At 41.1% G+C, this 26944-nt stretch carries 23 protein-coding genes and 1 riboswitch; of the genes, 21 read left to right on the top strand and 2 right to left on the bottom strand.

Annotated features, from left to right (window positions below; genetic code table 11):
* Positions 1-150 precede the first annotated feature (150 nt).
* The 9 genes from IEV17_RS08630 (at position 151) to lpxC (ending at position 10115) form a co-directional block, all read left to right on the top strand.
* Complete coding sequence (locus tag IEV17_RS08630) at positions 151-633, top strand: glutathione peroxidase (protein WP_004659870.1); 483 nt, start codon at positions 151-153, stop codon at positions 631-633.
* A 223-nt stretch (positions 634-856) separates the two neighbouring features.
* A complete protein-coding gene (gene gshB, locus IEV17_RS08635; protein ID WP_004659872.1) occupies positions 857-1801 on the top strand; it encodes a glutathione synthase in 945 nt (314 codons plus the stop codon).
* Between the two features lie 226 nt (positions 1802-2027).
* Positions 2028-3125 (top strand): undecaprenyldiphospho-muramoylpentapeptide beta-N-acetylglucosaminyltransferase, encoded by a 1098-nt coding sequence (gene murG / locus IEV17_RS08640; RefSeq protein ID WP_081399778.1) that lies wholly within the window; start codon positions 2028-2030, stop codon positions 3123-3125.
* Positions 3126-3138: 13 nt separating this feature from the next.
* Positions 3139-4584: a UDP-N-acetylmuramate--L-alanine ligase gene (gene murC, locus IEV17_RS08645; RefSeq protein WP_004659876.1), complete on the top strand. Its 1446-nt coding sequence runs from the start codon at positions 3139-3141 to the stop codon at positions 4582-4584.
* 46 nt (positions 4585-4630) lie between these two features.
* On the top strand, positions 4631-5557 hold the full coding sequence (locus IEV17_RS08650) for a D-alanine--D-alanine ligase (protein ID WP_004659877.1): 927 nt from the start codon (positions 4631-4633) through the stop codon (positions 5555-5557).
* A gap of 6 nt (positions 5558-5563) precedes the next feature.
* Positions 5564-6421 (top strand): cell division protein FtsQ/DivIB, encoded by an 858-nt coding sequence (locus IEV17_RS08655; RefSeq protein ID WP_004659878.1) that lies wholly within the window; start codon positions 5564-5566, stop codon positions 6419-6421.
* A gap of 65 nt (positions 6422-6486) precedes the next feature.
* A complete protein-coding gene (gene ftsA / locus IEV17_RS08660) occupies positions 6487-7749 on the top strand; it encodes a cell division protein FtsA (RefSeq protein ID WP_004659879.1) in 1263 nt (420 codons plus the stop codon).
* Between the two features lie 167 nt (positions 7750-7916).
* On the top strand, positions 7917-9101 hold the full coding sequence (gene ftsZ / locus IEV17_RS08665; RefSeq protein ID WP_004659880.1) for a cell division protein FtsZ: 1185 nt from the start codon (positions 7917-7919) through the stop codon (positions 9099-9101).
* Between the two features lie 111 nt (positions 9102-9212).
* Complete coding sequence (gene lpxC / locus IEV17_RS08670; protein ID WP_004659882.1) at positions 9213-10115, top strand: UDP-3-O-acyl-N-acetylglucosamine deacetylase; 903 nt, start codon at positions 9213-9215, stop codon at positions 10113-10115.
* A 98-nt stretch (positions 10116-10213) separates the two neighbouring features.
* Here the strand turns inward: lpxC and IEV17_RS08675 are convergent, their stop codons facing one another.
* On the bottom strand, positions 10214-10654 hold the full coding sequence (locus IEV17_RS08675; protein ID WP_004659883.1) for a hypothetical protein: 441 nt from the start codon (positions 10652-10654) through the stop codon (positions 10214-10216).
* Between the two features lie 106 nt (positions 10655-10760).
* Between IEV17_RS08675 and IEV17_RS08680 the strand changes: the two genes are divergently transcribed.
* The 11 genes from IEV17_RS08680 to recJ all read left to right on the top strand — a co-directional run bounded on the left by IEV17_RS08680 (position 10761) and on the right by recJ (position 24487).
* Positions 10761-11465, top strand: coding sequence for a M23 family metallopeptidase (locus tag IEV17_RS08680; RefSeq protein ID WP_004659886.1), 705 nt, complete (start codon positions 10761-10763; stop codon positions 11463-11465).
* Between the two features lie 205 nt (positions 11466-11670).
* A complete protein-coding gene (gene aceE / locus IEV17_RS08685; protein WP_004659889.1) occupies positions 11671-14394 on the top strand; it encodes a pyruvate dehydrogenase (acetyl-transferring), homodimeric type in 2724 nt (907 codons plus the stop codon).
* Between the two features lie 2 nt (positions 14395-14396).
* Positions 14397-16364: a 2-oxo acid dehydrogenase subunit E2 gene (locus IEV17_RS08690; protein WP_004659890.1), complete on the top strand. Its 1968-nt coding sequence runs from the start codon at positions 14397-14399 to the stop codon at positions 16362-16364.
* 136 nt (positions 16365-16500) lie between these two features.
* Complete coding sequence (locus IEV17_RS08695; protein WP_004659893.1) at positions 16501-16788, top strand: hypothetical protein; 288 nt, start codon at positions 16501-16503, stop codon at positions 16786-16788.
* Positions 16789-16822: 34 nt separating this feature from the next.
* Positions 16823-16964, top strand: a riboswitch (yybP-ykoY riboswitch).
* Positions 16965-17047: 83 nt separating this feature from the next.
* Positions 17048-17623 carry a TMEM165/GDT1 family protein gene (locus IEV17_RS08700; protein WP_004659895.1) on the top strand — a complete coding sequence of 192 codons (576 nt, stop codon included), beginning with the start codon at positions 17048-17050 and terminating at the stop codon, positions 17621-17623.
* Between the two features lie 157 nt (positions 17624-17780).
* A complete protein-coding gene (locus IEV17_RS08705; RefSeq protein ID WP_004659897.1) occupies positions 17781-18578 on the top strand; it encodes an oxygen-binding di-iron domain-containing protein in 798 nt (265 codons plus the stop codon).
* A 104-nt stretch (positions 18579-18682) separates the two neighbouring features.
* On the top strand, positions 18683-19048 hold the full coding sequence (locus IEV17_RS08710) for a YkgJ family cysteine cluster protein (RefSeq protein ID WP_004659898.1): 366 nt from the start codon (positions 18683-18685) through the stop codon (positions 19046-19048).
* 141 nt (positions 19049-19189) lie between these two features.
* On the top strand, positions 19190-20656 hold the full coding sequence (gene guaB, locus IEV17_RS08715) for an IMP dehydrogenase (protein WP_004659900.1): 1467 nt from the start codon (positions 19190-19192) through the stop codon (positions 20654-20656).
* A gap of 126 nt (positions 20657-20782) precedes the next feature.
* Complete coding sequence (gene glmM, locus IEV17_RS08720) at positions 20783-22120, top strand: phosphoglucosamine mutase (RefSeq protein ID WP_004659902.1); 1338 nt, start codon at positions 20783-20785, stop codon at positions 22118-22120.
* A 12-nt stretch (positions 22121-22132) separates the two neighbouring features.
* Positions 22133-22786 (top strand): pyridoxamine 5'-phosphate oxidase, encoded by a 654-nt coding sequence (gene pdxH / locus IEV17_RS08725; protein ID WP_004659903.1) that lies wholly within the window; start codon positions 22133-22135, stop codon positions 22784-22786.
* Positions 22787-24487, top strand: a complete 1701-nt coding sequence (gene recJ / locus IEV17_RS08730; RefSeq protein ID WP_004659905.1) for a single-stranded-DNA-specific exonuclease RecJ — start codon at positions 22787-22789, stop codon at positions 24485-24487.
* Positions 24488-24532: 45 nt separating this feature from the next.
* On the opposite strand, the gene IEV17_RS08735 is transcribed toward recJ, so the two are convergent.
* The gene (locus IEV17_RS08735) at positions 24533-25300 is read right to left on the bottom strand and encodes a putative porin (protein WP_004659907.1); all 768 of its coding nucleotides are present in this window, start codon (positions 25298-25300) and stop codon (positions 24533-24535) included.
* A 388-nt stretch (positions 25301-25688) separates the two neighbouring features.
* On the opposite strand from IEV17_RS08735, the gene prfB reads away from it, so the two are divergent.
* Positions 25689-26784 (top strand): peptide chain release factor 2 gene (gene prfB, locus IEV17_RS08740; protein ID WP_152630136.1). Its coding sequence is split into 2 segments (ribosomal slippage): positions 25689-25760 and positions 25762-26784, totalling 1095 coding nucleotides; the frame shifts between segments, so codons are not numbered across the junction.
* Positions 26785-26944 lie beyond the last annotated feature (160 nt).

Below are 26944 nucleotides of genomic sequence, written 5' to 3' on the forward strand. Positions count from 1 at the left end.
AACATTCAGTATAAATTGGATTGCTCAAAAAGTACATTGCGCATAATAAACTTGCACGCAAGATAATTGTGTGCAATATTAAATAAACAAGCTGAATGATTCAGCAAACGATTTTGAGCAATTCCATATTGGATAGATGAGAGAACACTTATGAGCAAGATTTATGATTTTCAGGCTGAACTGCTAGAAGGCGAACAAAAGAACCTCGCGGACTACCAAGGCAAAGTTTTATTGGTGGTGAATACCGCAAGCCAATGTGGTCTCACGCCACAATTTGAAGGTTTGGAAAAGTTATATCAGGACTATCAACAACAAGGTTTAGTGATTTTAGGCTTTCCATGTAACCAGTTTGCTAACCAAGACCCATCAAGCAATGAGGAAATTGGCAGCTTCTGTCAGCGTAACTATGGCGTATCATTTCCAATGTTTGCCAAAGTCGATGTGAATGGTTCAAATGCACATCCGATTTATAAATATCTTACTTCAGAAGCCAAAGGCATTTTAGGTAGTGAAAGCATCAAATGGAATTTCACCAAGTTTTTGATTAATCAAAATGGCGAAGTCATCAAACGCTATTCACCAACGACTAAACCTGAAAAAATTAGCAAAGATATTCAAAAACTGTTGGCATAAGTTGAATATAAAATTGAATGCTTTAGAAATTACTGGTATCGAAATCATCTACCAGTAATTTTTTAATTTTTATCACTCAGAAAATCGTCTATTTAAATAAATCGAATCTAGTGATTTGAATAAATTAGAATTTTTTAGATTTAATAATTACATAACTTGTTTAAACATCATCAGTAAACTTCGCTATACTTTTTGCCTAGATTAAAAATATGAGCGTTAAATTATGCGTGTACTTGTAGTGATGGATCCAATTGAAACGGTGAATCTCAAGAAAGATTCCACCATGGCAATGTTATGGGCGGCAAGCCGTCGTGGTCATGAATTGGGTTATGCATTACAGCACGATTTATATATTGATCAAGGCAAAGCTTTTGGTTTGATTTCACCGCTTAAAGTCTTTGAAGATTACGATCATTATTATGAGTTGGGTGAGAAGCGCAAAGAGTCATTGGCTGACTACGATGTGGTATTGATGCGCAAAGACCCACCGTTTGACATGAATTTTGTCTATACCACTTATATTTTGGAACAAGCTGAACGTGAAGGCGCGTGGATTATTAACAAACCACAATCGCTACGCGACTGCAATGAAAAGTTGTTCGCGACTCAATTCCCCGAGTTACAAGTACCTACTTTGGTGACTTCACAACAAAGCTTGATTCGTGAATTCATCAAAGAACATGGCGATGTGATTGTGAAACCTTTGGATGGTATGGGTGGGATGGGGATTTTCCGTTTATACCAAGATGGTGTGAATATCGGTTCGACTTTGGAAATGCTCACTGAAATGGGAACATGCCCAATCATGGCACAACGTTATATTCCTGAAATTGTTGAAGGTGATAAGCGTATCTTGATGGTCAATGGTGAACCGATTCCATACTGTTTAGCGCGTATTCCGCAAAATGGTGAAGTTCGAGGTAATTTGGCGGCAGGTGGTTTAGGTCAAGCGCGCCCACTCACTGAAAATGACAAAATGATTGCGGCAAAAGTTGGGCCTTTCTTGCGTGAAAAAGGTTTAGTTTTTGTGGGGCTTGATGTGATTGGCAATTATGTGACTGAAATAAATGTCACGAGTCCAACCTGTATTCGTGAGATTGATGCTCAGTTTGGTACCTCGATTGCAGATAATTTATTTGATGTGCTAGAAGCAGGGCGGAACAGCTAAGATTACGCCATTTTTTGACCAAACTGCCCGTTTGTATTTGGATTAAATTTATGTGCAAATGGGCGTTTGGATATTGGCAGAACCTTGTTTTCAACAAAGAATTAAAAAAAGCTTAGCTTTCTGTTGTAAACAGGTGAAATTCGCTTTTCGTGAATGAAGCTTTAGGATTAGAATAACTTCCGAAAACAATAGACGATAACCTTCTTTTGAGTTGAAGAATTAGACCGTGACCAATTCACCACAGAACAAACCTAAACATGTCATGATGATGGCCGCTGGTACAGGTGGACATGTTTTCCCTGCGCTTGCTGTTGCCAAACAACTGCAACAGGATGGCTGCCAAGTCTCTTGGCTAGCAACGCCTACAGGAATGGAAAATCGGTTACTCAAAGATCAAAATATTTCGATTTATCAGATTGATATTCAAGGCGTTCGCGGTAATGGTATTTTACGTAAGCTGAGTGCGCCATTTAAAATTCTAAAAGCAACATTAAGCGCGATGCGCTATATGAAGCAATTAAACATTGATGCTGTGGCGGGTTTCGGTGGTTATGTCGCTGGACCAGGTGGTTTAGCAGCACGTTTACTTGGTATTCCTGTGTTAATCCATGAACAGAATGCGATTGCAGGATTCACCAACACCCAATTGGCGCGTATTGCCAAGACCGTGTGTCAGGCTTTTCCAAATACTTTCCCAACTAGTGATAAAGTGGTGACGACGGGCAATCCTGTACGTGCTGAGATTACTGCGATTTTGAACCCATCATGGCGTTATCAAACCCGTGAGCAAGAACAATTACCACTGAATATTTTGATTGTTGGCGGTTCACTTGGCGCACAAGCACTAAATGAACGTTTGCCTGAAGCTTTGAAAAAGGTCAATGTTCCATTGAATGTGTTTCATCAATGTGGCCAAAATCAGCAAGATACAACGCGTGAGCGTTACCAAGGCGCGCCTTCGAGTTTGAATATTCAAGTTGAGCCTTTTATTCATGATATGGCAAAAGCCTACAGTGACGCTGATTTAATTATTTGCCGTGCTGGTGCACTAACGGTTACAGAAGTCGCAACTGCAGGTCTTGCCGCAGTGTTTGTTCCGCTGCCTATCGCAGTGGATGATCACCAGACTGCAAATGCGAAATTTTTAGCAAATGTCGGCGCTGCGAAAATTTGTCAACAAGCAGACATGACACCCGCTGTTTTAGATGAGTTGTTAGCCATATTATTAAATCGCCAACTACTGTCTGAAATGGCAATTAAAGCACGTCAACAAGCACAACCGAATGCAACTCAGCATGTGGTTGATCTGATTAAAAAATTGTAATTCGAGTTTATCTATGTCTCCAACAAATCCAAACCAAGCCAAAAAGCTCATCAAAGTGCCAGAAATGCGCCGTATTAAACATATCCACTTTGTTGGGATTGGTGGTGCGGGGATGTGTGGTATCGCCGAGGTATTGGCCAATCAAGGTTATAAAATTTCTGGTTCAGACATTAAAGCCTCAAAGACCACAGCGCAACTCGAAAGTAATGGTATTAAAGTTTATATTGGGCATTCGGCTGAAAATATTAAAAATGCCAATGTGCTAGTGGTATCAACTGCGATTGATCCAGAAAATCCAGAAATTAAAGCCGCGATTGAACAACGCACACCGATTGTACGTCGTGCAGAAATGCTAGGGGAGTTAATGCGCTACCGTCATGGTATTGCAGTCGCTGGAACGCATGGTAAAACCACAACTACTAGTTTATTAACGACGATGTTGGCAGAAGAAAATCTAGATCCAACTTACGTGATTGGTGGTTTGCTGAATAGTACAGGTGTCAATGCTGCACTGGGTGAAAGCCGTTTTATCGTAGCAGAAGCTGATGAGTCAGATGCATCTTTCTTGTATTTGCAACCGATGGCTGCGATCGTGACCAATATTGATGCAGATCATATGGACACCTATGAAGGTAGCTTTGATAAGTTAAAAGATACCTTTATTCAGTTCTTACATAATTTACCATTCTATGGTTTGGCTGTAGTTTGTGGTGATGATGCCAATATTCGTGAAATTCTTCCTCGTATTGGTCGTCCAACTTTGACTTACGGTTTTGGTGAAGATAACGATATTCGTGCAGTCGATGTGGTACAAGAAGGTATGCAATCGCACTTTACTGTACTGCGTAAAGATCGAGAGCCATTACGCGTCACCATCAATCAACCAGGTCTGCATAATGTCTTGAATGCATTGGCTGCGATTGGTGTGGCAACTGATGAAGGTGTTTCTGATGGTGCGATTTGCCGTGCTTTAGAAGGCTTTAGTGGAGTGGGGCGTCGCTTCCAAGTTCAAGGTGAATTTGTAGTGGGCGAAGGCTTGGTGAAATTGGTTGATGATTATGGTCACCATCCGAAAGAGGTAGAAGCCACCATTAAAGCAGCGCGTGCCAGCCATCCAGACCGTCGTTTGGTGATGTTGTTTCAACCACACCGTTTTAGTCGTACTCGTGATTGTTTTGATGATTTTGTCGATGTGTTATCGCAAGTGGATCAACTGTTATTACTGGAAGTCTATCCAGCGGGTGAAAAACCGATTGTAGGTGCGGATAGCCGTGCTTTAGCACGCAGTATTCGTTTACGTGGTGAAGTTGAACCGATCTTAGTTGATCCAGTTGATGGCAATTTGCCGAATGTTTTACAAAAAGTGTTACAAGCGAATGACTTGTTGTTAACACAAGGCGCGGGTAACGTGGGCGCAATTTCGGTAGAATTGGCTCAGCATCGTTTGTATGCCAAATAATTTATTTTCGTGAATATAAAAGTTTTACAGTTTTAAGGATATAAACGTGTCAAATGCTGCAAAATTCGGCAAAGTTGCTGTGTTGTTTGGTGGGAAGTCAGCTGAACGTGCTGTGTCATTGGATAGTGGTCAAGCCGTTTTAGAGGCTTTGTTGCGCTCAGGTGTGCAAGCAGAAGCATTTGATCCACAAGAGCGAAGCGTGACTGAGTTGGTCGGTTATGATCGTGCTTTTATCGTATTGCATGGTCGTGGTGGTGAAGATGGTCAGATCCAAGGTGTGTTGGAGTGGTTAAACCTTCCATACACAGGCACGGGTGTACAGGGTTCTGCGATTGGGATGGATAAAGTCAAAACCAAACAAATTTGGCAGGGCAGTGATTTACCAACCGCACCATACCGCATCATTACGAAAGACTCAGATCTGGATGCAGTCATTGCAGATTTGGGTTTGCCTGTGATTATCAAACCTGTGCACGAAGGTTCGAGTGTCGGGATGAGCAAGGTTGAGAAAGCAGAAGATTTTGCGGCTGCAATTGAAAAAGCGACACAGCATGATGCTATCGTGATGGCTGAAAAATGGATTACGGGGCGTGAATTCACCATTTCATTCTTGAATGGTCAGCCGTTGCCTGTGATTCGTTTACAGCCACCTGCAGACGTTGCTTTCTATGACTATGAGGCAAAGTATCAACGCAATGACGTGGAATATGGCATTCCTTGTGGTTTAAGTGAAGATGAAGAGAAAAGCTTACAAGCATTGTGTCTACGTGCTTTCCAAGCAGTTGGTGCAGAAGGTTGGGGTCGTATTGATGCGATGCAGGATGAGCAAGGCAATTTCTGGTTGTTAGAAGTCAATACCGTACCGGGAATGACCAGTCATTCTTTAGTGCCTAAAGCAGCTCAAGCCGTAGGTTATAGTTTCGATCAGCTCTGTGTTGCAATTTTAGAGCAAACTTTAACCCAATCGGCTTAATGATATATGGCTCAACTCCCTGCTTCTATGCGCCGTAAAACACGGCCAGCCATTAGCTCGATTCATGAGAAACCGCCTTCACAGAAACAAAAAATGGTGAATGCGGGTGGCTGGGCGTTGTTGATCATTGCTTTTATTGTATTGGCAATTGGTCTATATGGCTTATATAAAGTGATGACTGATGCAAAAGTCGCACAATTACAGGTGGTTGGGACTAATTCGGATATTGAAAATCAGCAGTTAGTGCAATATCTAAGTCCAATTATCAAAGATAACTATTTCACTTCTGATTTAGAGCAAATTCGAGATCAGGCGTTAAAAGTGTCTTGGGTTGACCGTGTTGTGGTATCACGAGCTTGGCCGAATGGGATTCGTGTAAGAGTTATGCCGCGTCACGCAATTGCGCGTTGGGGAACAGGGCGTTTGCTCAGTGATAATGGTGATGTCTTTAGTGAAGCTGTATTAAAAGTACATCCAAACTTGCCACTTTTACATGGGCCGGTCAGCCAATCCAAAATGATGATGCGTCGTTATAATGAAATTAATCAACTGTTTCATCCAGCGAATTTAAGATTAAAAGAATTGTATTTAACAGAGCGAATGACGTGGTTTATGCAGTTTGATTCAGGTCTACGGATTATTGTTGATCAAGATCAAACCATGAATAAGCTTCAACGCTTAAGCCATTTGGCACAAACGGATCTCAAACCTGTATGGTCGAAAATCTCAGCAATTGATTTGCGTTATCGGAATGGCCTAGCTATTCAATGGAAAAATGCAATCCCGCCAAAGATTGTCAACGGTCAGTTAGTTGTAACGATTGATGACACAAGCCTTGCAGGGGCAATTCAGGCAAAGCCATAATACGTGGCTTGAAAATAACAGGCAGTTTGCCCGTACTAAACAACAAAAGATATGGTAATGAAGTAATGAGTGAAGCTGTTTCCTCAGTTGTTGCGATTGATATTGGGACGCATAAAGTCTCAGTTTTGATTGGTAAGGTCCATGCACCGGATAAGATCCAAGTGATTGGCATGGCAACTGCTCGCAACCGAGGCATGGTTAAAGGCAAAATTGTGAGCTTGGATAAGGTGATTGCTGCGATTAAAAATGCAGTCTCTGAAGCCGAAGATATGGCTGAATGTCGTATCCATAGCGCATGGGTGTCAATTCCAAGTACTGAATTGCAAAGTTTTTATGCATCAGGCCGTACACCAGTGGCTAATCATGATCATATTATTACGACAAATGAAGTGGTTAGAGCATTAGAGTTAGCCAAAGCGAGCCATGTATCGCCAGATTATTATCTTGCGAGTGCTGTTCCATTAGGCTTCGAGTTAGGTGATTCGGCTGAATGGGTGCAGAATCCAGTCAATATGTCGGCTCATAGTATGACTGGGCATTATCAATTGATGATGATGCCGATTAGTACCATGCAAAATCTTGATCGTGCTATGAAAGGTGCGAATATCGGGGTAGAGAAAATGGTGGTATCTAGTTTAGCTACGGCTGAAGCTAGTTTGCTCAAAGATGAAAAAGAATATGGCGTATGCTTAGTTGATATTGGTGCAGGGATTACTAATATAGCAGTGTATTTAGATGGTCGTTTAGCATTAGTACGTACTTTGCAACGTGGTGGTGAAAATGTAACCCGCGATATTGCAGCGGTTTTACAGACGACCACTGAAGAAGCTGAACGTATTAAAATTTTACATGGTTGTGTTGATCTTAGTGTGGTGAAACCTGACCATATGATCCAAGTGCAAGCGATTGATGGACAACAGACCATTAGTCGTATTGAACTTGCAGAAATTATTATTGCGCGCTATGAAGAAATATTTACATTAATTCGTGAAGAGTTGGAGCATAGTGGGGCAATACATGGTTTATATCATGGGGTTGTACTCACAGGTGATGCTTGTCAAATTGAAGGTATGGTGAATTTGGCACGTCGTATGCTTGGAGTATCTGCACATTTAGGTAATCCACCTTTACAGGTCTATGCTGAAGACCAACATCTTGCCGCATTACGTCGTTCGATGTATGCGACAGCGTCAGGATTATTGATGTTTAGCCAAAGTGATTTGCAGGATGCAGTAGAAGAACCAGAAGAATCGAATGATCGAAGTTTTATGGATCGAGTGACCAATGGTTGGAATGCATTAAATAGCAAATTAAAAGCTATATTTTAAGTTGTACGTATTTTGGGGAAAATTTGTTAGGAAGTTGTAATAGTGAGCCGTTGTACTTGACAAGCTAGCTATTATTGAACAGCATCCTAAACATCGGTTGTTTTAAAAATCAGGGCAGTAACGGGCTGAAGTAACTGCCACTTAATATATTAGGAAATCTAAAGGTCATGGCCTCATTTGAATTTATAGAAGATGAACTAGACGATGGCAACGGTCAAGCCCGTTTCACAGTATTTGGTGTCGGTGGTGGTGGTGGTAATGCTGTCCAACATATGGTGCAGTCAGATATCCAAGGTGTAAAATTTGTTTGTGCCAATACTGACAAACAGGCACTTGATAGCATGAATGCTCCTTTTAAAATCCAATTAGGTGAGCAAAGTACGCGCGGATTAGGTGCAGGTGCAAACCCTGAAGTTGGACAAATCGCAGCTGAAGAAAGCCGCGAAGTGATTCGCCAACACCTTGAAGGTACGGATATGGTATTCGTAACCGCGGGTATGGGTGGTGGTACTGGAACAGGTGCTGCGCCAGTGGTTGCTGAAGTTGCTAAAGAAATGGGCATCTTAACCGTAGGTGTGGTAACAACCCCGTTTAATTTCGAAGGTCGTCGCCGTCAAAAATCAGCTGAAAAAGGGATAGATGCTTTAGAGGCTCATGTTGATTCACTGATTATCATTCCAAACCAACGCTTACTCAGCGTTTATGGCGATATTTCAATGAAAGATGCCTATAAAAAGGCAGATGACGTATTATTAAATGCCGTTCGTAGTATCTTTGACTTGGTTGTAAATCGTGGTCATATTAACCTCGACTTTGCAGACTTGAAAACAGCCATGAGTACTCGTGGTTATGCAATGATGGGTGCTGGTTTAGGACGTGGCGAAGACCGTGCACGCCAAGCTGCTGAACAAGCGATTCGTAGCCCATTATTAGATAATGTGAATATTATCAATGCGAAAGGTGTACTGATCAATATCACGGGTGGTGATGATATCACCTTGCGTGAAACTGAAATTATTACCGACGTGGTCAACCAAATCGTTGATTTGGATGAAGGTGAAATCTTCTATGGTACGGTATTTGATCCTGATGCACGTGATGAACTACGTGTCACTGTGATTGCGACTGGTTTGACCCGTAATGCATCTGAAGTTGAACATAAGAAACGTACAGTGACTGCACATCATGCACCTGTTCAGGCAGCTGCTCAGCAGCCAGTTGATGAAGATGATGTTCCAGCGATCAGTAAACGTGCAAATGTAGACGTACCTGCTACAGCAGCGCCAAGTTCTACACCACGTTCATCGCCAATGAGTATTCAAGACTATCTGAAAAATCAGCAGCGTAAATAATAAAATCATATATTTAGAGAAAGGGGGCAAGTAATTGCTCCCTTTTTTATTTTTTTAAAATGGCAAAATATGCTAAGTTATATCGGTTTTTGCAAATGAAGTTGTCATGGTATGGTGAAACAACGTACTCTCAAGCGTGTGGTGAAAGCGAGCGGTATTGGTCTGCATAGTGGTCAAAAGGTGCTGATTAATTTTGTTCCTCACCATATTGATGGAGGTATTATCTTTCGCCGTATTGACCTCAATCCTCCCGTAGAAATTCCTGCGAATGCTTTACTCATTCAAGAAGCATTTATGTGTTCCAATCTTGTGCGAGAAGATATAAAAGTCGGTACGATTGAGCATGTGATGAGTGCTATAGCGGGATTAGGCATTGATAATTTAATCATCGAGGTCTCTGCTTCCGAAGTACCTATTATGGATGGCAGTGCAGGTCCATTTATTTATTTACTCATGCAAGGTGAGTTAGCAGAGCAAGATGCGCCAAAGAAATTTATTAGAATTCTAAAACCTGTTGAAGCACTTATTGAAGATAAGCGTGCAATTTTCACCCCACATTCAGGTTTTCAACTCAATTTTACGATTGATTTTGATCATCCCGCATTTGCTAAAGAATACCAATCCGTATCGATTGATTTTTCAACAGAAACTTTTGTATACGAAGTCAGTGAAGCGCGAACTTTTGGCTTTATGAAAGATCTTGATTATTTAAAGGCGAATAATCTGGCTTTAGGGGCGAGCCTAGACAATGCGATTGGTGTTGATGATACAGGTGTGGTCAATGAAGAGGGGTTGCGCTTTGCTGATGAGTTCGTGCGTCATAAGATTTTAGATGCTGTTGGTGATTTATATTTATTAGGTCATCAGGTAATTGCCAAGTTTGATGGCTATAAATCAGGTCATGCACTCAATAATCAGCTGTTACGCAATGTTCAAAATGATCCGAGCAGTTATGAAATTGTAACATTTAATAACGATAATGATTGTCCAATTTCTTATGTGAGTGTGACATAAGTCATTGTCTTTTATTGGCTATGTTATATTATAACAATAAAAGTTGAGATTTAGTTCACATAAAATAAGTGTATATTTCAATACCTAAGATAAGTAGTTTACTTTTTATTGCTTGCCAAACGTAGTAAAGCTTGGCTAAGCTTAGGGTCGCTCACATATTCAGCGGCGCTGCGTAACTGCTCTTGGGTTTCTGAAGAAAGTGTTTTAGATGGGGGAGAAGGTTCACGAGGAACATTCATTTTGTTTCTTAGACGAACTTGGATTTTTCGTAAGTCTTTGAGTCCTTCTAATTGAGCTAACTGCGCAACGTAGTTGCTTTGTAAATAGCTGAGTTGACTAATCATCGCTTGATTTTCACCAGTTATGATCAAAACACCATGTTGATAACAAACAACCTGCCATTGCTCTGGTTGGGGCAGTATAGGTTGAATAATTTTCGTAAGTTGTTTCCATTGAGTCACTTGCGTAGTCAGAAACGTTAAGTTTCCAGTTTTTATGTGTTGTCCTTTCTGTTGAAAAACGTTGCTAGGTTCAGACATGTTAACTTCCTTCGAGGTTATCTGCTCATCTTAAGCGTTCATTTTAACTGTTATCAAGGAAGAGATGATAAAGGAACTATTTAAGGACGGTTTCAAGAGGTTTTTTATGCATACGCGTCGTATTTTACTTGCATTCTCACTCGCTGCTTCAGCCGCTTCGGTTGCTTTTGCAGATTATCAAAATATTGGTCAAGCAACAGATGGTGACCGCCTAGAGCAATTATCTAAAACCTTAGCACAAGGTTCTTATAGCCATCCTGATGATATTGATTTGCCTGCCGTATCGAATGTATCAGTTAAATTGCGCGAAAAAACCATTGAATTGAATAATGCTACGATCGAAAGAAAATATGGTCGTTCAGCGATTTCATCGACTGCCGAAGATAATGCACCATCTTTTTCAGTAAATACAGGTTATTCGTGGTTAGTTAATCACCCACTTCAAGAAGGGCGGGTAAGTTCAACATGGGGCAATCGCACCTTATTAGGAACGACACGTCATCATTCGGGTGTTGATTTAGCGGCACCATCAGGTACACCTATTTATTCAACTGGTTCTGGTGTTGTAACCAAATCAGGTTGGGGATCAGGTTATGGTCAATATGTTGAAATCGATCATGGCAACGGTTATATCACTCGTTACGCACATGCTTCACGCTTAATGGTGAATGCGGGTGATCGCGTGAGTGCCGGCGAGCATATTGCCAATGTAGGCTGTACTGGACGTTGTACAGGACCACATTTGCATTTTGAAGTTGTCAAAGATGGTCAACGTAAAAATCCAACAACTTACCTTGCCATGTTGCCTTAAGCTAATTTGTTAACAGTTGTATATTAAGTTCAAAAAGAAAGCGCCTTAATTGGCGTTTTTTTATGTTTTTTGTTTCATTTGAGTCAATGACTATTTAGCAAGAAAATATTAAGGGATTTTGTATTCATTTGGGGCGATACCTCCATAGCACCAAAACATGATAAATATATAAGGTCAAAATAACTTAAGGGAAAAGGTGAATTGTATGGCGTTTTATGGCGACTCAGACGCGCAGGAAACCCAGGAATGGCAAGAAGCATTTGATTCAGTATTACAACATATGGGCACGGAACGCGCCGCATTCTTATTAGAAAAACTTTATCAACAGGCTATTGCAAAACATGTTCCGATCCAACGCTTAAATACACCTTATCTCAATACGATTTCTGTTGAAGAACAACCAGCGATGCCAGGCGACCAAGATATGGAGCGTCGTATTCGTGCTTTGATTCGTTGGAATGCCTTGGCGATGGTATTACGTGCGAATAAAACGGGCGATGATCTTGGTGGTCACCTTGCGAGTTTCGCATCGTCTGCAACCTTATATGATGTTGGTTTTAATCATTTCTTCCGCGCAAACAGCAATAACTTTGGCGGCGACATGATTTATTACCAAGGTCACTGTGCCCCTGGTATCTATGCACGTTCATTCTTGGAAGGACGTTTAACTGAAGATCAATTGAATAATTTCCGCCGTGAAGTGGGTGGTAATGGTCTTCCGAGTTACCCACATCCATATTTAATGCCGGACTATTGGCAGTTTCCAACTGTATCCATGGGTTTGGGTCCAATTATGTCGATTTACCAAGCCCACATTCAAAAGTACTTGATGAATCGTGGTTTGATTAAAGAAGAAAATCGTAAAGTCTGGGCATATCTTGGCGATGGTGAGATGGATGAGCCAGAAAGTACGGGTGCAATTTCACTTGCTGGTCGTGAAAAGCTGGATAACCTGATTTGGGTGGTGAACTGTAACTTGCAGCGTCTCGATGGTCCCGTACGTGGTAACGGTAAAATTATTCAAGAATTAGAATCTTTATTCCGTGGTGCGGGATGGCGTGTGATTAAAGTGGTGTGGGGCCGTCATTGGGATCCACTACTTGCTCAAGATGCTTCAGGTGCTTTAAAAGCGGTCATGGAAGAAACACTGGATGGTGAGTACCAACGCTATCAAGTGAAAGGTGGTGCATATACACGTGAGAAATTCTTTGGCAAGTATCCAGAAGCTGCGGAACTGGTCAAAGATTTAAGTGATGAAGATATCGATAATCTTAACCGTGGTGGACATGATCCGTACAAAGTTTTTGCTGCCTATGCAGAAGCAATGAAAGCCAAAGGCCAACCAACCGTTATTCTTGCGAAAACGGTTAAAGGTTACGGTCTGTCTGAGGAAATTGAAGCGGTGAACAAAACTCACCAAATCAAGAAAATGCAGATCGACTCTTTGAAATATGTACGTGACCGTTTTAACTTGCCATTTACAGATGACAAGTTAGAAGAGCTTCCATTCTATCGTCCAAGTGAAAACTCTCCAGAAATGAAGTACATGAAGGCGCGTCGTGAAGCATTAGGTGGCTACCTACCTGCACGTCGTCGTGAGAGTGAAAGTTTAGCGATTCCTGAATTATCTGTATTTGATGCTGTATTAAATGGTTCTGGTGGTAAAGAGCAATCGACTACGATGCTGATGGTGCGTTTGATTGCTGCTTTGCTGAAAGAAAAAGCAATTAAAGACCGTGTCGTTCCAATTGTTCCAGACGAAGCACGTACTTTTGGTTTAGAAGGGATGTTCCGCCAGCTTGGTATTTATGCTGCTCACGGTCAAAAATATACCCCAGAAGACCAAGAACAGTTAATGCATTATCGTGAAGCAAGTGACGGTCACATGTTGCAAGAAGGGATTAATGAAGCGGGTGCGATGAGCGCTTGGGCTGCTTTGGCAACCAGTTATTCAACCAATAACTTGCCGATGATTCCAATGTACATGTACTACTCAATGTTTGGTTTCCAACGTATTGGTGACATTGCATGGGCTGCTGGTGATGCGCAGGCACAAGGTTTCTTACTTGGTGCGACCGCTGGCCGTACCACATTGAACGGTGAAGGTTTACAGCACCAAGATGGTCATTCACATATTTTGGCGAACACCATTCCAAACTGTGTATCTTATGATCCATGTTTTGGTTATGAATTGGCTGTGATCGTACACGACGGTTTACAACGCATGTATGTGAATCAAGAGCGAGTGTTCTATTACTTAACCGTAATGAACGAAAACTACGAGCATCCTGCAATGCCAGAAGGCGCTGAGGAAGGCATTAAACGTGGTATGTACTTGTTCGAAAAAGATGAAAAAGCAACAGTTCAATTACTGGGTTCAGGTGTCATTCTTCGTGAAGTGATTAAAGCTGCGAAAATCCTGCGTGATGAATACCAAATTCATTCAAACGTTTGGAGTGTAACCAGCTTCAATGAGTTGTCACGTGATGGTATGGCATGTGAAGAATATAACCGCTTACACCCGCTTGCGCTTGATGAAGAAGTGAAAGAATCTTGGGTATCTAAACAGTTACGCGGTACTGAAGGTATTGTTGTTTCTGCGACAGACCATATGCGTGCGTACAGTGAACAAATCCGTGCATATTTACCAGATGGTCGTCCATTTGTTGCATTAGGTACAGATGGTTATGGTCGTTCAGATACTCGTGCCAACTTACGTAGTTTCTTTGGTGTTGATGCTGCACATATCGTTGTTGCGACTTTGAAAAAACTAGCGGATGAAGGCGAAGTAGATGCACGTTTAGTGAAAGATGCAATTTCTAACTTTGAGTTAGATACGGATCGTCCAGTGGCATGGGCGCCACAAGCGCATCCAGAAGTTCAGGCAGTTGCTGAATACAATGAAACACAAACAGGTGAGGGGAAATAATTATGCAAATCCAAGCACCTGATATTGGCGTAGATAAAGCACTTGTTGCAGAAATCTTGGTCAAAGTCGGCGACCATGTTGCAGTTGACGATAGCCTTCTAGTTTTAGAGTCAGATAAGGCAACGGTAGAAGTACCAAGCACTGCGGCAGGTATTGTGAAAAGTATTTTGGTTCAACAGGGCGATGAAGTGACTGAAGGCGTCGCATTGATTGAGTTAGAGTCGGAGTCTGCTGCTGAAGCCCCTGCGAACGAAGCACCGAAGTCAGAAGCGCCAAAAGCAGAAGCGAAACCTGTCGAAGCTGAAACAAAAGCACAACCAGCTGCCGCTCCAACAGCGACAGCAAGCCAGGTTGTGGATGTAAAAGTTCCAGATATTGGTGTAGAAAAAGCGTTGGTTGCAGAAGTACTGGTCAAAGTGGGTGATCAGATTGAACCTGAACAAAGTATTGTTGTGGTTGAATCGGACAAGGCGACTGTAGAAGTACCAAGCTCGGTTGCGGGGATTGTGGAAGCGATCCAGATTAAAGAAGGCGATAGCATTAAGGAAGGCGTGGTCTTGATTCAGGTCAAGACCGCAAGTTCGGCTGCTGCACCAGAACCACAAGCAGCTCTTGCTCAAACTGAAGCGCCAGTCGCAACAACAGAAGCACCAGTTGCAACGAATACCTCAACTGGTCATGTTGAAATTGAAGTGCCTGATCTGGGTGTAGAAAAAGCACTTGTTTCAGAAATTCTGGTCAATGTTGGTGATCGCGTCGAAGCCCAACAAAGCTTATGCGTGGTTGAGTCAGATAAAGCGTCTGTTGAAGTGCCAAGCTCAGTTGCAGGGATTGTGAAAGCAATTCATGTCTCTGCTAATCAAGAAGTGCGTCAAGGCGTGGCTTTGGCAACGATTGAGGTGAGTGGTCAGGCTGCTGTTCCAGCATCTGCACTAAAAGCTCAAACAGTCGCTACGCCTACTACTCAAGCAGCACCATCAAAACCACAGGCGGCAGCGACAGCAACACCGAGTGCACCAGCGCAAACCGAGAAACTGACCAAAGAGCAAGAAGCTGACAATGCGAAAGTCTATGCGGGTCCAGCCGTGCGTAAACTGGCACGTGAGTTAGGTGTGGTTCTTGGACAGGTGAAAGCATCAGGTGAGCACGGTCGTGTGATGAAGGACGATGTCTTTGCCTATGTGAAAACACGTCTGACTGCACCACAACCGACTGCTGCAACGCAAGCAGCTCCAGTGGCTTCAGGCTTACCGAAGTTACCAGACTTTGGTGCATTTGGTGGCGGTGAAGTGAAAGCAATGACGCGTTTACAGCAAGTGTCTGTACCGCAATTATCATTGAATAACTTTATTCCGCAAGTGACACAGTTTGACTTGGCGGATATCACCGAGCTTGAAGCATGGCGTGGCGAACTGAAAGATGGCTTTAAAAAGCAGGGTCTGAGCTTAACCATCTTGGCCTTTATTGCTAAGGCGGTTGCGCACTTGCTGAAAGAAGAGCCGTATTTTGCTGGGCATTTGGCCGATGATCAGAAGTCAGTATTATTGCGTAACGAAATTCATATGGGTATTGCAGTTGCGACTCCAGATGGCTTAACCGTTCCGGTATTACGTAACCCTGATCAAAAATCAATTAAGCAGATTGCAACAGAATTGGCCGAACTCAGCCAAAAGGCACGTGATCGCAAATTGTCACCGAAAGATTTACAGGGTGCCAATTTTACCATTACCAGCCTAGGCAGTATTGGTGGAACAGCATTTACCCCATTGGTGAACTGGCCACAAGTTGCGATTTTAGGTATTTCACCAGCAACCATGCAGCCTGTATGGAATGGTAAAGACTTTGATCCACGTTTGATGTTGCCATTGTCATTGTCTTATGACCATCGTGTCATTAATGGTGCGGATGCAGCACGCTTTACCAATAAGCTGACCAAGCTTTTAAAAGACATTCGTAGCTTATTGCTCTAGTACTTTTTAACGATGGAAACCTCGCATATGCGAGGTTTTCTATTTTATAGCATTAAAAAATCGACTTTATTTACGCAAGCTTTTGTCTAAAATTAATATAGTTGAAAGAAATATTTATTTGGAATAAGGATCAAGGATGTTAATCATTTATCGAGTTGTATTACCGATATTACTTATTATTTTTGTATTAATGGGCTTGTGGGTCAATTTTCTACATTTTGCATCAGATTGGGTGATGTACATCGTCATGGGTTTGGAGGTGTTAGTTGCAACAATTGTGGTTAGCATGGAATATCAAGCTCAAAATGTTGGCGGTGCAAGTGGTTGGGGGATTTTTGGTTTTTTGGGTTTGAGTGTGAATTTAGCTTTGTTATTGGGAATTGCCCGTTTGCTAATTTGGGGTTACCAAAAATTTTGGGCATAGTGATTTAAAAAATTTAAAGAGTTTGATAAACTAATATCACTTCATTGGGGAGTAGCCGCTCTTTACGCAAAGTAAAGAGGTGATGGTCAACATAATTGTTCCACAGAACATGGTCATCATAGCAAAGAACCAAGAACAGCTGTTTAGCTGTGCTTTTGTTGGCAAGACCTTTGATTTACCACTCTGCATCAATCTATTTGATTTTGGCTAGCAGGAGGGGTAGGTCATCGGTATATTTTGCTAGCCAGAGCATTCAACTATGTATGAATTCCTCATCTCCACATCAATTGTTGCCCTTGCTGAAATGGGCGATAAAACGCAATTGCTGGCATTATTACTCGCTGCACGTTTCCGTAAACCCGTTCCGATTTTAATTGCAATTTTACTGGCTACCACGATTAATCATGGTATCTCTGCAGTATTAGGTCAATGGATTACGACTGTCCTAAGTCCTGAAATTCTATTATGGATTTTGGCACTTGGTTTTATCGGTATGGCGATTTGGATGCTCATTCCTGATGAATTAGGGGATGAAACTGAAAGTATTAATAAATGGCAAAAATTCGGTGTATTTGGTGCAACTTTTATTCTATTTTTCTTGGCTGAAATTGGTGATAAAACCCAAATTGCTACAGTTGCTTTAGCTGCACGTTTTGACAGTATTTTTTGGGTCATGTGTGGTACAACGCTTGGCATGATGTTAGCGAATGCACCAGCAGTATTTATCGGCGATAAGTTAGCTGATAAGTTACCAATTTCACTTATTCATAAAATTGGTGCTGCCATTTTCTTAGTCGTTGGTGTTTCAACCTTGGTACAGCATTATTTCTTCTAATTAAATTTAAATCGCAAAAAGATCCATCATTTATGTATGGATCTTTTTTTATAAATTATGATAAAAGTACAATATCTGATTGAAACAATAATAAAATCCCATTATTTTATTAAGGAATTAAAATATTTCATATTTAAAGAATTTTTATGGGGTTGATATGAGTTTTGAGCGGACTACATCGCAAATACTATTTGATAATGGTACGCATAAATGCATTAGTTTTACCAGTTTGGTCAAGGGCGAAGGCATTCAAGCCAATCAATTTTTAATTATTGATCACGATCGTGCAGCGGTTCTAGATCCAGGTGGTGATCTGACGTATGTTCCGTTAACAATGGAGCTGAATCGATATACCAAATTGAAAAATTTGGATTATGTGATGGCATCCCATCAAGACCCCGATATTATTACTTCGATGCCGCGTTGGTTAGTTTATACCGATGCAAAAGTAGTGGCGTCTAAATTATGGGCACGTTTTTTACCGCATTTAAACTCAGCATTTATGAGTGATCGAATGAAAGGGAACTGGGAAGACCGCTTAATTGAGCTTGCCGATACGGGACAAGTAATTCCTTTAGGTGAATCAGCAATCGTAGCGATTCCTGCTCACTTTTTGCATTCGGTGGGTAATTTCCAGTTCTACGATCCAACTGCCAAAATTCTATTTTCAGGTGATATGGGTGCATCTATAGTGGAGGATGCAAGTCAGCCTATTACCGATTTTGAAGCACATATTAAAAAGATGAAAGGCTTTCATCAACGTTATATGTGTTCCAATAAAGTCATTCGTTTGTGGGTCAATATGGTTCGTCAAATGGATATTGATATGATCGTGCCGCAACACGGGACTGCATTTGTCGGTAAAGAGATGATCAATCAATTTTTAGATTGGATTGAGCAACTAGAATGTGGCGTAGACTTAATGAATGAATATGTGTTTAGTTGTCCTACCTAAATGAATTCATAATATTTTTTCTATAAATCTATTGTGTTCATCAACAACTTTTCTTAGGATTCAAGTTACAAAAAATTAATTTGATAACGAGAATTTTAAGAAAAATGTTGTCTCAAGTTGCAAGCTCAGATGCATGCGTGAGTTGTGGTGCATGCTGTGCAAATTATCGTGTTTCTTTTTATTGGGCTGAAGCAGAACGGATGCCTGCAAACATGGTTGAACCGCTCACAGCCGTTTATTCTTGTATGAAAGGTACCAACCAAGCTCAAGTCAAATGCATCGCATTACAAGGAGAAGTAGGACAGCAAGTCAGTTGTTCGATCTACGCCATTCGAAGCTCAACGTGTAAAGAGGTTCAGATTGCCGATGATCATTGTAATAAAGCACGACTTGCGCACAATCTCATTCCACTGATTAATATTGAACAACAAGATTCAGAAAATAATGAGAATTATGATCAAGTTTGTTAACTGTATCGATGTTGCTTAAATGACATAAGGCGTCGTAGTGAACCGTTTCTACGCGCTTATCAAATTATTTTCATCATAGAAAATGAAAATCACATCGAAATTTGTTTATAATAGCTCACGGAAATTACCAGTGAGATTGTTATGCTGACCATCGTTCAAGAAGCGTTAACCTTCGATGATGTCTTATTACTTCCTGCCTACTCAACTGTTCTCCCAAAAGATGTCTCCTTAAAGACACGTTTAACTCGCGGAATTCAACTTAATATCCCTCTCGTTTCTGCTGCAATGGATACGGTGACTGAGTCTCGTATGGCGATTGCAATGGCGCAAAATGGTGGTATTGGTATTTTGCATAAAAACATGGATATCGCTGCACAAGCTGCGGAAGTACGCCGTGTAAAAAAATTCGAAGCTGGAATGGTGAAAGACCCAATCACAGTAACGCCTGAAACGACAGTACGTGAACTTATTGCAATTACCCAAGCTAATAATATTAGCGGTGTACCTGTTGTAAAAGATGGCAAAGTTGTGGGTATTGTCACAGGTCGTGATACTCGTTTTGAAACCAATCTTGAACAACCAGTAAGCAACATCATGACGGGTCAAGACCGTTTAGTGACTGTTCGTGAAGGTGAGTCGAAAGAAAATATTCAAGCATTGCTACAAAAGCATCGTATTGAAAAAGTCCTAGTTGTTGGTGAACACAATGAACTCAAAGGTTTAATTACAGTCACTGACTTCCGTAAAGCGGAAAGCTATCCAAGCAGCTGTAAAGATGACCTTGGTCGTTTACGTGTTGGTGCTGCAGTTGGTACAGGTGTAGAAACACCAAGCCGCGTGGAAGCATTAGTCGATGCTGGTGTAGATGTGATTGTCGTAGATACAGCACATGGTCACTCAGCGGGTGTAATTGAACGTGTACGTTGGGTAAAAACAAATTATCCACAAGTTCAGGTGATTGGTGGAAACATTGCAACAGGTGATGCAGCTTTAGCATTGTTAGATGCAGGTGCAGATGCCGTTAAAGTGGGTATTGGTCCTGGTTCGATCTGTACGACACGTATTGTGGCAGGTATTGGTATGCCGCAAATTTCGGCAATTGATAGTGTTGCCAATGCACTAAAAGATCAAATTCCATTGATCGCAGATGGCGGTATTCGTTTCTCTGGCGATATGGCGAAAGCGATTGGCGCAGGTGCTAGCACGATTATGGTTGGTTCACTCCTTGCTGGTACTGAAGAAGCGCCAGGTGAAGTTGAATTTTTCCAAGGTCGTTACTATAAAGCGTATCGTGGTATGGGGTCATTGGGCGCGATGGCAGGGGCAACAGGTTCTGCTGACCGTTATTTCCAAGACTCTAAAGCAGGTGCTGAAAAGTTGGTCCCAGAAGGCATTGAAGGTCGTGTTCCATATAAAGGTCCAATGGGGAATATCATCCATCAAATGATGGGTGGTTTACGTTCTTCTATGGGCTATACAGGTTCATCTGTGATTGAAGATCTTCGTCAAAATGCAAAATTTGTGAAAATTACTTCGGCAGGCATGTCTGAATCACATGTTCATGATGTGACGATCACTAAAGAAGCACCAAACTATCGTGTAGGTTGATCTTTAGTAATTTTGGCAATAAAAAAACCGTCAGTCCACTGACGGTTTTTTTGTTTTGGTGTAAAGTAAAACAGATGAAAAATGATATGACGATACGTCATATAAAGATAAGAAAGCGAGTAAAGAATGAGCTATTTTGGAACTGATGGAATTCGTGGCAAATTTGGACAAATGCCGATTACCCCTGAATTTGCATTAAAATTAGGATTTGCAGCAGGAAAAGTATTAAAAAGAAATAGTCCCAAAAACAAACCAATTGTGGTTATGGGTAAAGATACGCGTTTATCAGGTTATATTCTAGAAGCAGCTCTTCAAGCAGGTTTAAATGCGGCAGGTGTGTATGTACATTTGTTGGGGCCATTACCAACGCCTGCAATAGCGCATTTAACACGTGCTTTGCATGCACATGCAGGTATTGTGATTTCAGCATCACATAACCCTTATTTTGATAATGGGATTAAATTTTTCTCAGGTGAAGGTAAAAAACTCCCAGATGCCTTACAAAATGAGATCAATCAAGAATTAGAAAAAGATTTAGTGGTTGATGATACGGCTAACCTAGGTAAAAGTGTTCGCGTAAAAGATGCAAATGGCCGATACATCGAATTCTGTAAATCAACATTTCCATACCACTTCGATCTTAGTAATCTCAAAATTGTAGTGGATTGTGCTAATGGCGCAGCATATAGCGTTGGTCCTTCAGTTTTTAGAGAGCTAGGTGCAAAAGTAATCCCGCTTTTTAATGAACCAGATGGTTTAAATATCAATGAAAATTGTGGATCAACCCATCCTGAATTTCTACAAAAGGCCGTGGTTGATCACCAAGCCGATTTAGGTATTGCATTTGATGGTGATGCAGATCGTGTCGTAATGGTAGATAAAAATGGTCAACTGGTAGATGGTGATCATATTCTGTATATCCTTGCTACTCAGGCTAAAAATAAACCAGCAGGTATTGTTGGAACAGTCATGAGTAATATGGCACTTGAGTTAGCATTACAGAAAGCGGATGTCGGTTTTGTACGCGCAAAAGTCGGTGACCGCTATGTATTACAGGCATTAGAAGAAAATGGTTGGGTCACAGGTGGTGAGCCTTCAGGTCATATCTTAACGTTGGATAAGAGCACAACTGGTGATGCGATTATTGCCGCTCTACAAGTGTTAACGGTGATGGTTGAGCAAGCCAAAGCATTACATGAATTAGTTGCAGACTTTGAATTATTTCCACAGGTGTTAATCAATGTTCGTTTACAGCATATGATTGATCCATATGCTGTTCCCGCTCTTGTTGCTGAATTTGAAAAAGCTGAACAACAATTAACTGGGCGTGGACGTATTTTGATTCGTAAATCAGGTACTGAACCTGTGATTCGAGTTATGGTAGAAGGAGATCAACAGCAGGAAGTGGATGCCATCGCAAATCATTTAGCCGATGCAGTTAGAGCTCATGCTCAAGCTGCTTAAAGGAGAGTAATAATGAATGATGTCATTAAAGACCTGAGTGAACTTCGTTTAAGTTATGAACAAGGTGAGTTACATGAATCCCAGATTAGTGTAAATCCCCATGAGCAATTCTTGAATTGGTTCAATCATGCACTCACTGCTCAATTACATGAACCGTATGCGATGTCTTTGGCGACAGCAAATGCTCAAGGTCGCCCACACGTGCGAACTGTTCTGTTACGTGGTGCGACAGAAGCTGGTTATGATTTTTACACCAATTATGATAGTCAGAAAGGATTAGACCTTGCGGAAAATCCTTATGCTGAACTTTTATTTTACTGGCCGAGTTTAGAGCGTCAGGTGCGTATTGGTGGTCAGGTTTCCAAGATTCCAGAACAGGAATCGACGGATTATTACCATAAGCGTCCACGTGATAGTCAAATTGCAGCACATATTAGTACGCCACAAAGTGGTGTCATTGAAAGCCGTGAGTTATTACAACAGCGTTTTCAAAACTTACAAAACCAAGTGCACGAAGCTGAGTTGGATAAACCCGAATTTTGGGGTGGTTATCGCTTAGATGCAGATTATTATGAATTCTGGCAAGGACGACCAAACCGTTTACATGATCGTTTAAGTTATGAAAAACAAAATGGACTTTGGATTATTCAACGCTTGATGCCATAAATGACCATGATTCAAATTCAACAAAGACCATTTTTGACACGCCCTGAACAATTTCAGGGCGTGCCTACGTTTATTGCAGAAATATTGGCGAGACGTGGAGTGCAATCGGAACAAGAGCTTGAGCTAAAACTCAAGCATTTATTGCCACCTGATCTCAAAGGATTAGATCAAGCCGTTGAATTAATTGATCAAGCCATTGATCAAGAAAAACAGATCGTAATTGTTGGTGACTATGATGCGGATGGTGCGACCAGTACTGCATTGATGATCTTAGTTCTTAAAGAAATGGGGGCGAACGTTGAATATTTAGTGCCTGATCGCTTTAAGTATGGTTATGGCTTAACCCCTAAAATTGCTGAGTTGGCAAAGCAAAGCCATCAGCCAGATATTTTGATTACCGTGGACAATGGTATATCGAGCCATGCAGGGGTGGAGACTGCTCAAGCTTTAGGGATGCAGGTCATCATTACCGATCATCATTTGACGACAAAACCTACGCCAAACGCTGAAGCAGTGGTCAATCCGAATCAACTGGGTTGCATTTTTCCAAGTAAAGCACTGGCAGGTGTTGGCGTTGCTTTTTATGTACTAGCAAAATTAGCCAGTTACCGCTCTCAGCAGGGAAAAAGTACCAGTAAAGTCACTCAGTATTTAGATTTGGTTGCATTGGGAACTTATGCTGATGTTGCATCGCTTGATTATAATAACCGTATTTTAGTAGATGCTGGCTTAAAACGAATTCAGCAATATCAATGTCGCGCAGGAATTTTAGCATTATTGGATATTGCAAAACGAGACGCTGCAAGTTTACGCGCTCAAGATTTAGGTTTCGTGATCGGTCCTCGAATCAATGCGGCTGGTCGTATGGAGAGCATGCGAATTGGGATCGAGAGTTTATTAGCTCCAGATCTAGAAACAGCCTATCCAATTGCACAGCAGCTCAATCAACTGAATGTAGAACGTCGTCAAGTTGAAGCTGAGATGAAACAGCAAGCGATTAGTGCATTACAGCATGTACAGCTACAAGCAGATTCTTTACCTGCCGCATTGGTGATGTTTGATGAACAGTGGCATCAAGGGGTAATAGGGATTGTAGCTGGGCGTCTAAAAGAACAGTTTCACCGACCAAGTTTAGTATTTGCTCCTGATGAAGATGGGATACATATTAAAGGCTCTGCACGTTCGATTGAAGGTATTCATATTCGCGATACTATTGAGCAAGTCGCAGAACAATACCCACATTTAGTTAGCCATTTTGGTGGTCATGCCGCAGCAGCAGGTTTGACCTTAAAAAAAGACAATTTTGATGAATTTAAAATAGTTTTTATTCAATCGATTGCTGAAATGGATGAAAACTTATTCCAAGCGACTCTATGGACAGATGGTGAGTTAACAGATGCTACTTTACATCTTGAAACGCTAGACTGGATTGATCGGCTAGGTCCTTGGGGACAAAAATTTCCAATTCCTCAATTTGAGGGAAGATTTAAAGTGATGGATTATCGCTGGCTTAAAGATCAGCATTTAAAACTGAAAGTATCTTTAGGACAGCAAATTATCGATGCAATCGCTTTTAATGCCATGGACCGTTTTAAATTTAATCCAATGCTTGGTTATGTTGATCTAGTTTATACATTGGAACGTAACGTTTTTAATGGCAATACGAGTTTGCAATTGCAAATATCACATCTCGCACAATAAAAAAATCCGCTCAGTAGAGCGGATTTTTTTATCTAGCATAATTGCTTAGAAGCGGTATGCACCACGGATACCATAGGTATTATAGTCATCACCAAAACCAACACGACCTTCTAAGCTCACTTGTTGATTCAGGAATTTCTTCGCAGAGATACCCCATTCATCACGATTTGTTAGGTCGTTATTGTAATAATCTGCACCAACACTCAGTGTTTTATCTAGATAGTAGTCACCTTTAACACGGTATTCATCTAGATCACCAAATGCACCATACGCTTCTAAGTTGACATCTTTTCCACCAACTTGAGTGACATATTTAGCACGTACAGTTGGATCAGCACCGTCTTTACCATTTTTCTCGTCGTAGCCTTTCACACCTAATGCAAGTAATAAGCCTGGAGCAGGTAAGTAACCAACTTCTGCGCCGTAGGTTGTTACTTTTTGATCGATGGCAGTATTGTCTACTTCAAGCTCACTACGACCGACATTACCACTTAAATAGAAATCACTATTCGGTACGAAATATTCAACACCTGCGCCATATTTTGTATCTTTTACGCCACTATTGTCGGCATAGTTAACATTGGCTTTCACGTTGCTAGCACGGTTTAAGAACGCCGCTTCTGCAAGTGGTGCATTACGTGTTTGGACTGGATTGAAATAATAAGTACCATCTACGCCAAAACTATGAGTGTTATCATAATGATCCGGATCTGTATAAGTATATGAACCACCGACTTCAGCTTGATAAGCATGAGCAGTGCCTGTTACTGCAATCGCAGATAAAAGTGCTGATGCTATTGCTAATTTTTTCATGGTTATGCCCCTGTTGAGATAATGAACCAAATGAATATTAATTACACGTTTTGTTACAACTTTTAGTCTAGAGAAAATTATTTAATCGTCAATCTTAAGAAAGTAACTGTACGGTACAAACGTAGATAAAATGTAAATTTTAATTAATATATAATTGATTTTAAACAAAAAAAATTAGTGTTTTGATTTATTAAAACTTAGGATAGATTGTGTTGATTCGTATTTTTAGTGTAATCAGAGCCAATTTTAAACATGAAATTATATAAGCAAAACACATTTCCATGTATCTGATGAACTGCTGAATTTAGTTAAAAAGACATGGCTGTGTCGTACAAACCAGTTATGTTAAAATATTAGATTGAGTGAAAAATATTGTGAGAAAATACGCGTGGAAATTAATCCGTACTTAGTCCAACTGAAAGATTTATCTGATCGTAGCCAAACACTACGGGGGTATCTTTGACTACGATCTAAAGGCTGAGCGTTTAGAAGAAGTTTTAAGAGAACTAGAAGACCCAACGATTTGGAATGATCAGAGTCGTGCGCAAGCCATTGCGAAAGAAAAGGGCAGTTTAGAAAATACTTTAGGTGTATTTGATCGTCTTGCAGAGCAGCTAGATGATGCTAAAGCCATGCTTGATCTGGCTGTAGAAGCCGATGATGAAACTTTACTAGAAGATGTTCAGGCTGAACTTGATAGCGCTGAACAGGCTTTAGGTAATTTAGAATTCCGCCGCATGTTTAGTAATCCAATGGATCCAAATCCATGTTTCCTTGAAATTCAATCAGGTTCTGGTGGTACAGAAGCACAAGACTGGGCATCGATGTTACTGCGGATGTATCTGCGTTGGATCGAACGTCATGGCTTTAAAGCTGAATTGATGGAGGTGTCTGATGGTGACGTGGCAGGCATTAAATCTGCAACTATCCGTGTCGATGGCGAGTTTGCTTATGGCTGGTTACGTACCGAAAGCGGCGTACACCGTTTAGTACGTAAGTCACCATTTGACAGTAATAACAACCGTCATACTTCATTCTCAGCGGTATTTATCTCACCTGAGATTGATGACAATATCGAAATTGATATTAATCCATCGGATGTCCGTACCGATACTTATCGTGCTTCGGGTGCGGGTGGTCAGCACATTAACAAAACTGATTCGGCAGTTCGTCTCACTCACGCACCAACGGGTATCGTAGTGGCATGTCAGAACCAACGTTCACAGCATGCGAACCGTGATCATGCGTGGAAGCAATTACGTGCCAAACTCTATGAGTTAGAAATGAGCAAACGTAATGAAGCAGCTCAAGCATTGGAAGACTCGAAGTCAGATATTGGTTGGGGAAGTCAGATTCGTTCTTATGTCTTAGATGATTCGCGTATCAAAGATTTGCGTACTGGTATTGAAAATTCAAATACTAAAGCAGTCTTAGATGGTGATTTAGATCGGTTTATTGAAGCAAGTTTGAAACAAGGTCTATAAGTTTCAATTAACTTAAAACGGCAATCTCGTTCAGCATTTGATAGTTAATCGAAAAAATATGATATTAATATCGAAAAATATAGATATTAATATTTATAAAAATCGATATAATGATTTCAGATGCTGAACAAAGCTTTGCCTGTTGAGAAACGTGGTGAGT

Source organism: Acinetobacter modestus, assembly GCF_014636095.1.
In the GTDB taxonomy this organism is placed as follows: Bacteria; Pseudomonadota; Gammaproteobacteria; order Pseudomonadales; family Moraxellaceae; genus Acinetobacter; species Acinetobacter modestus.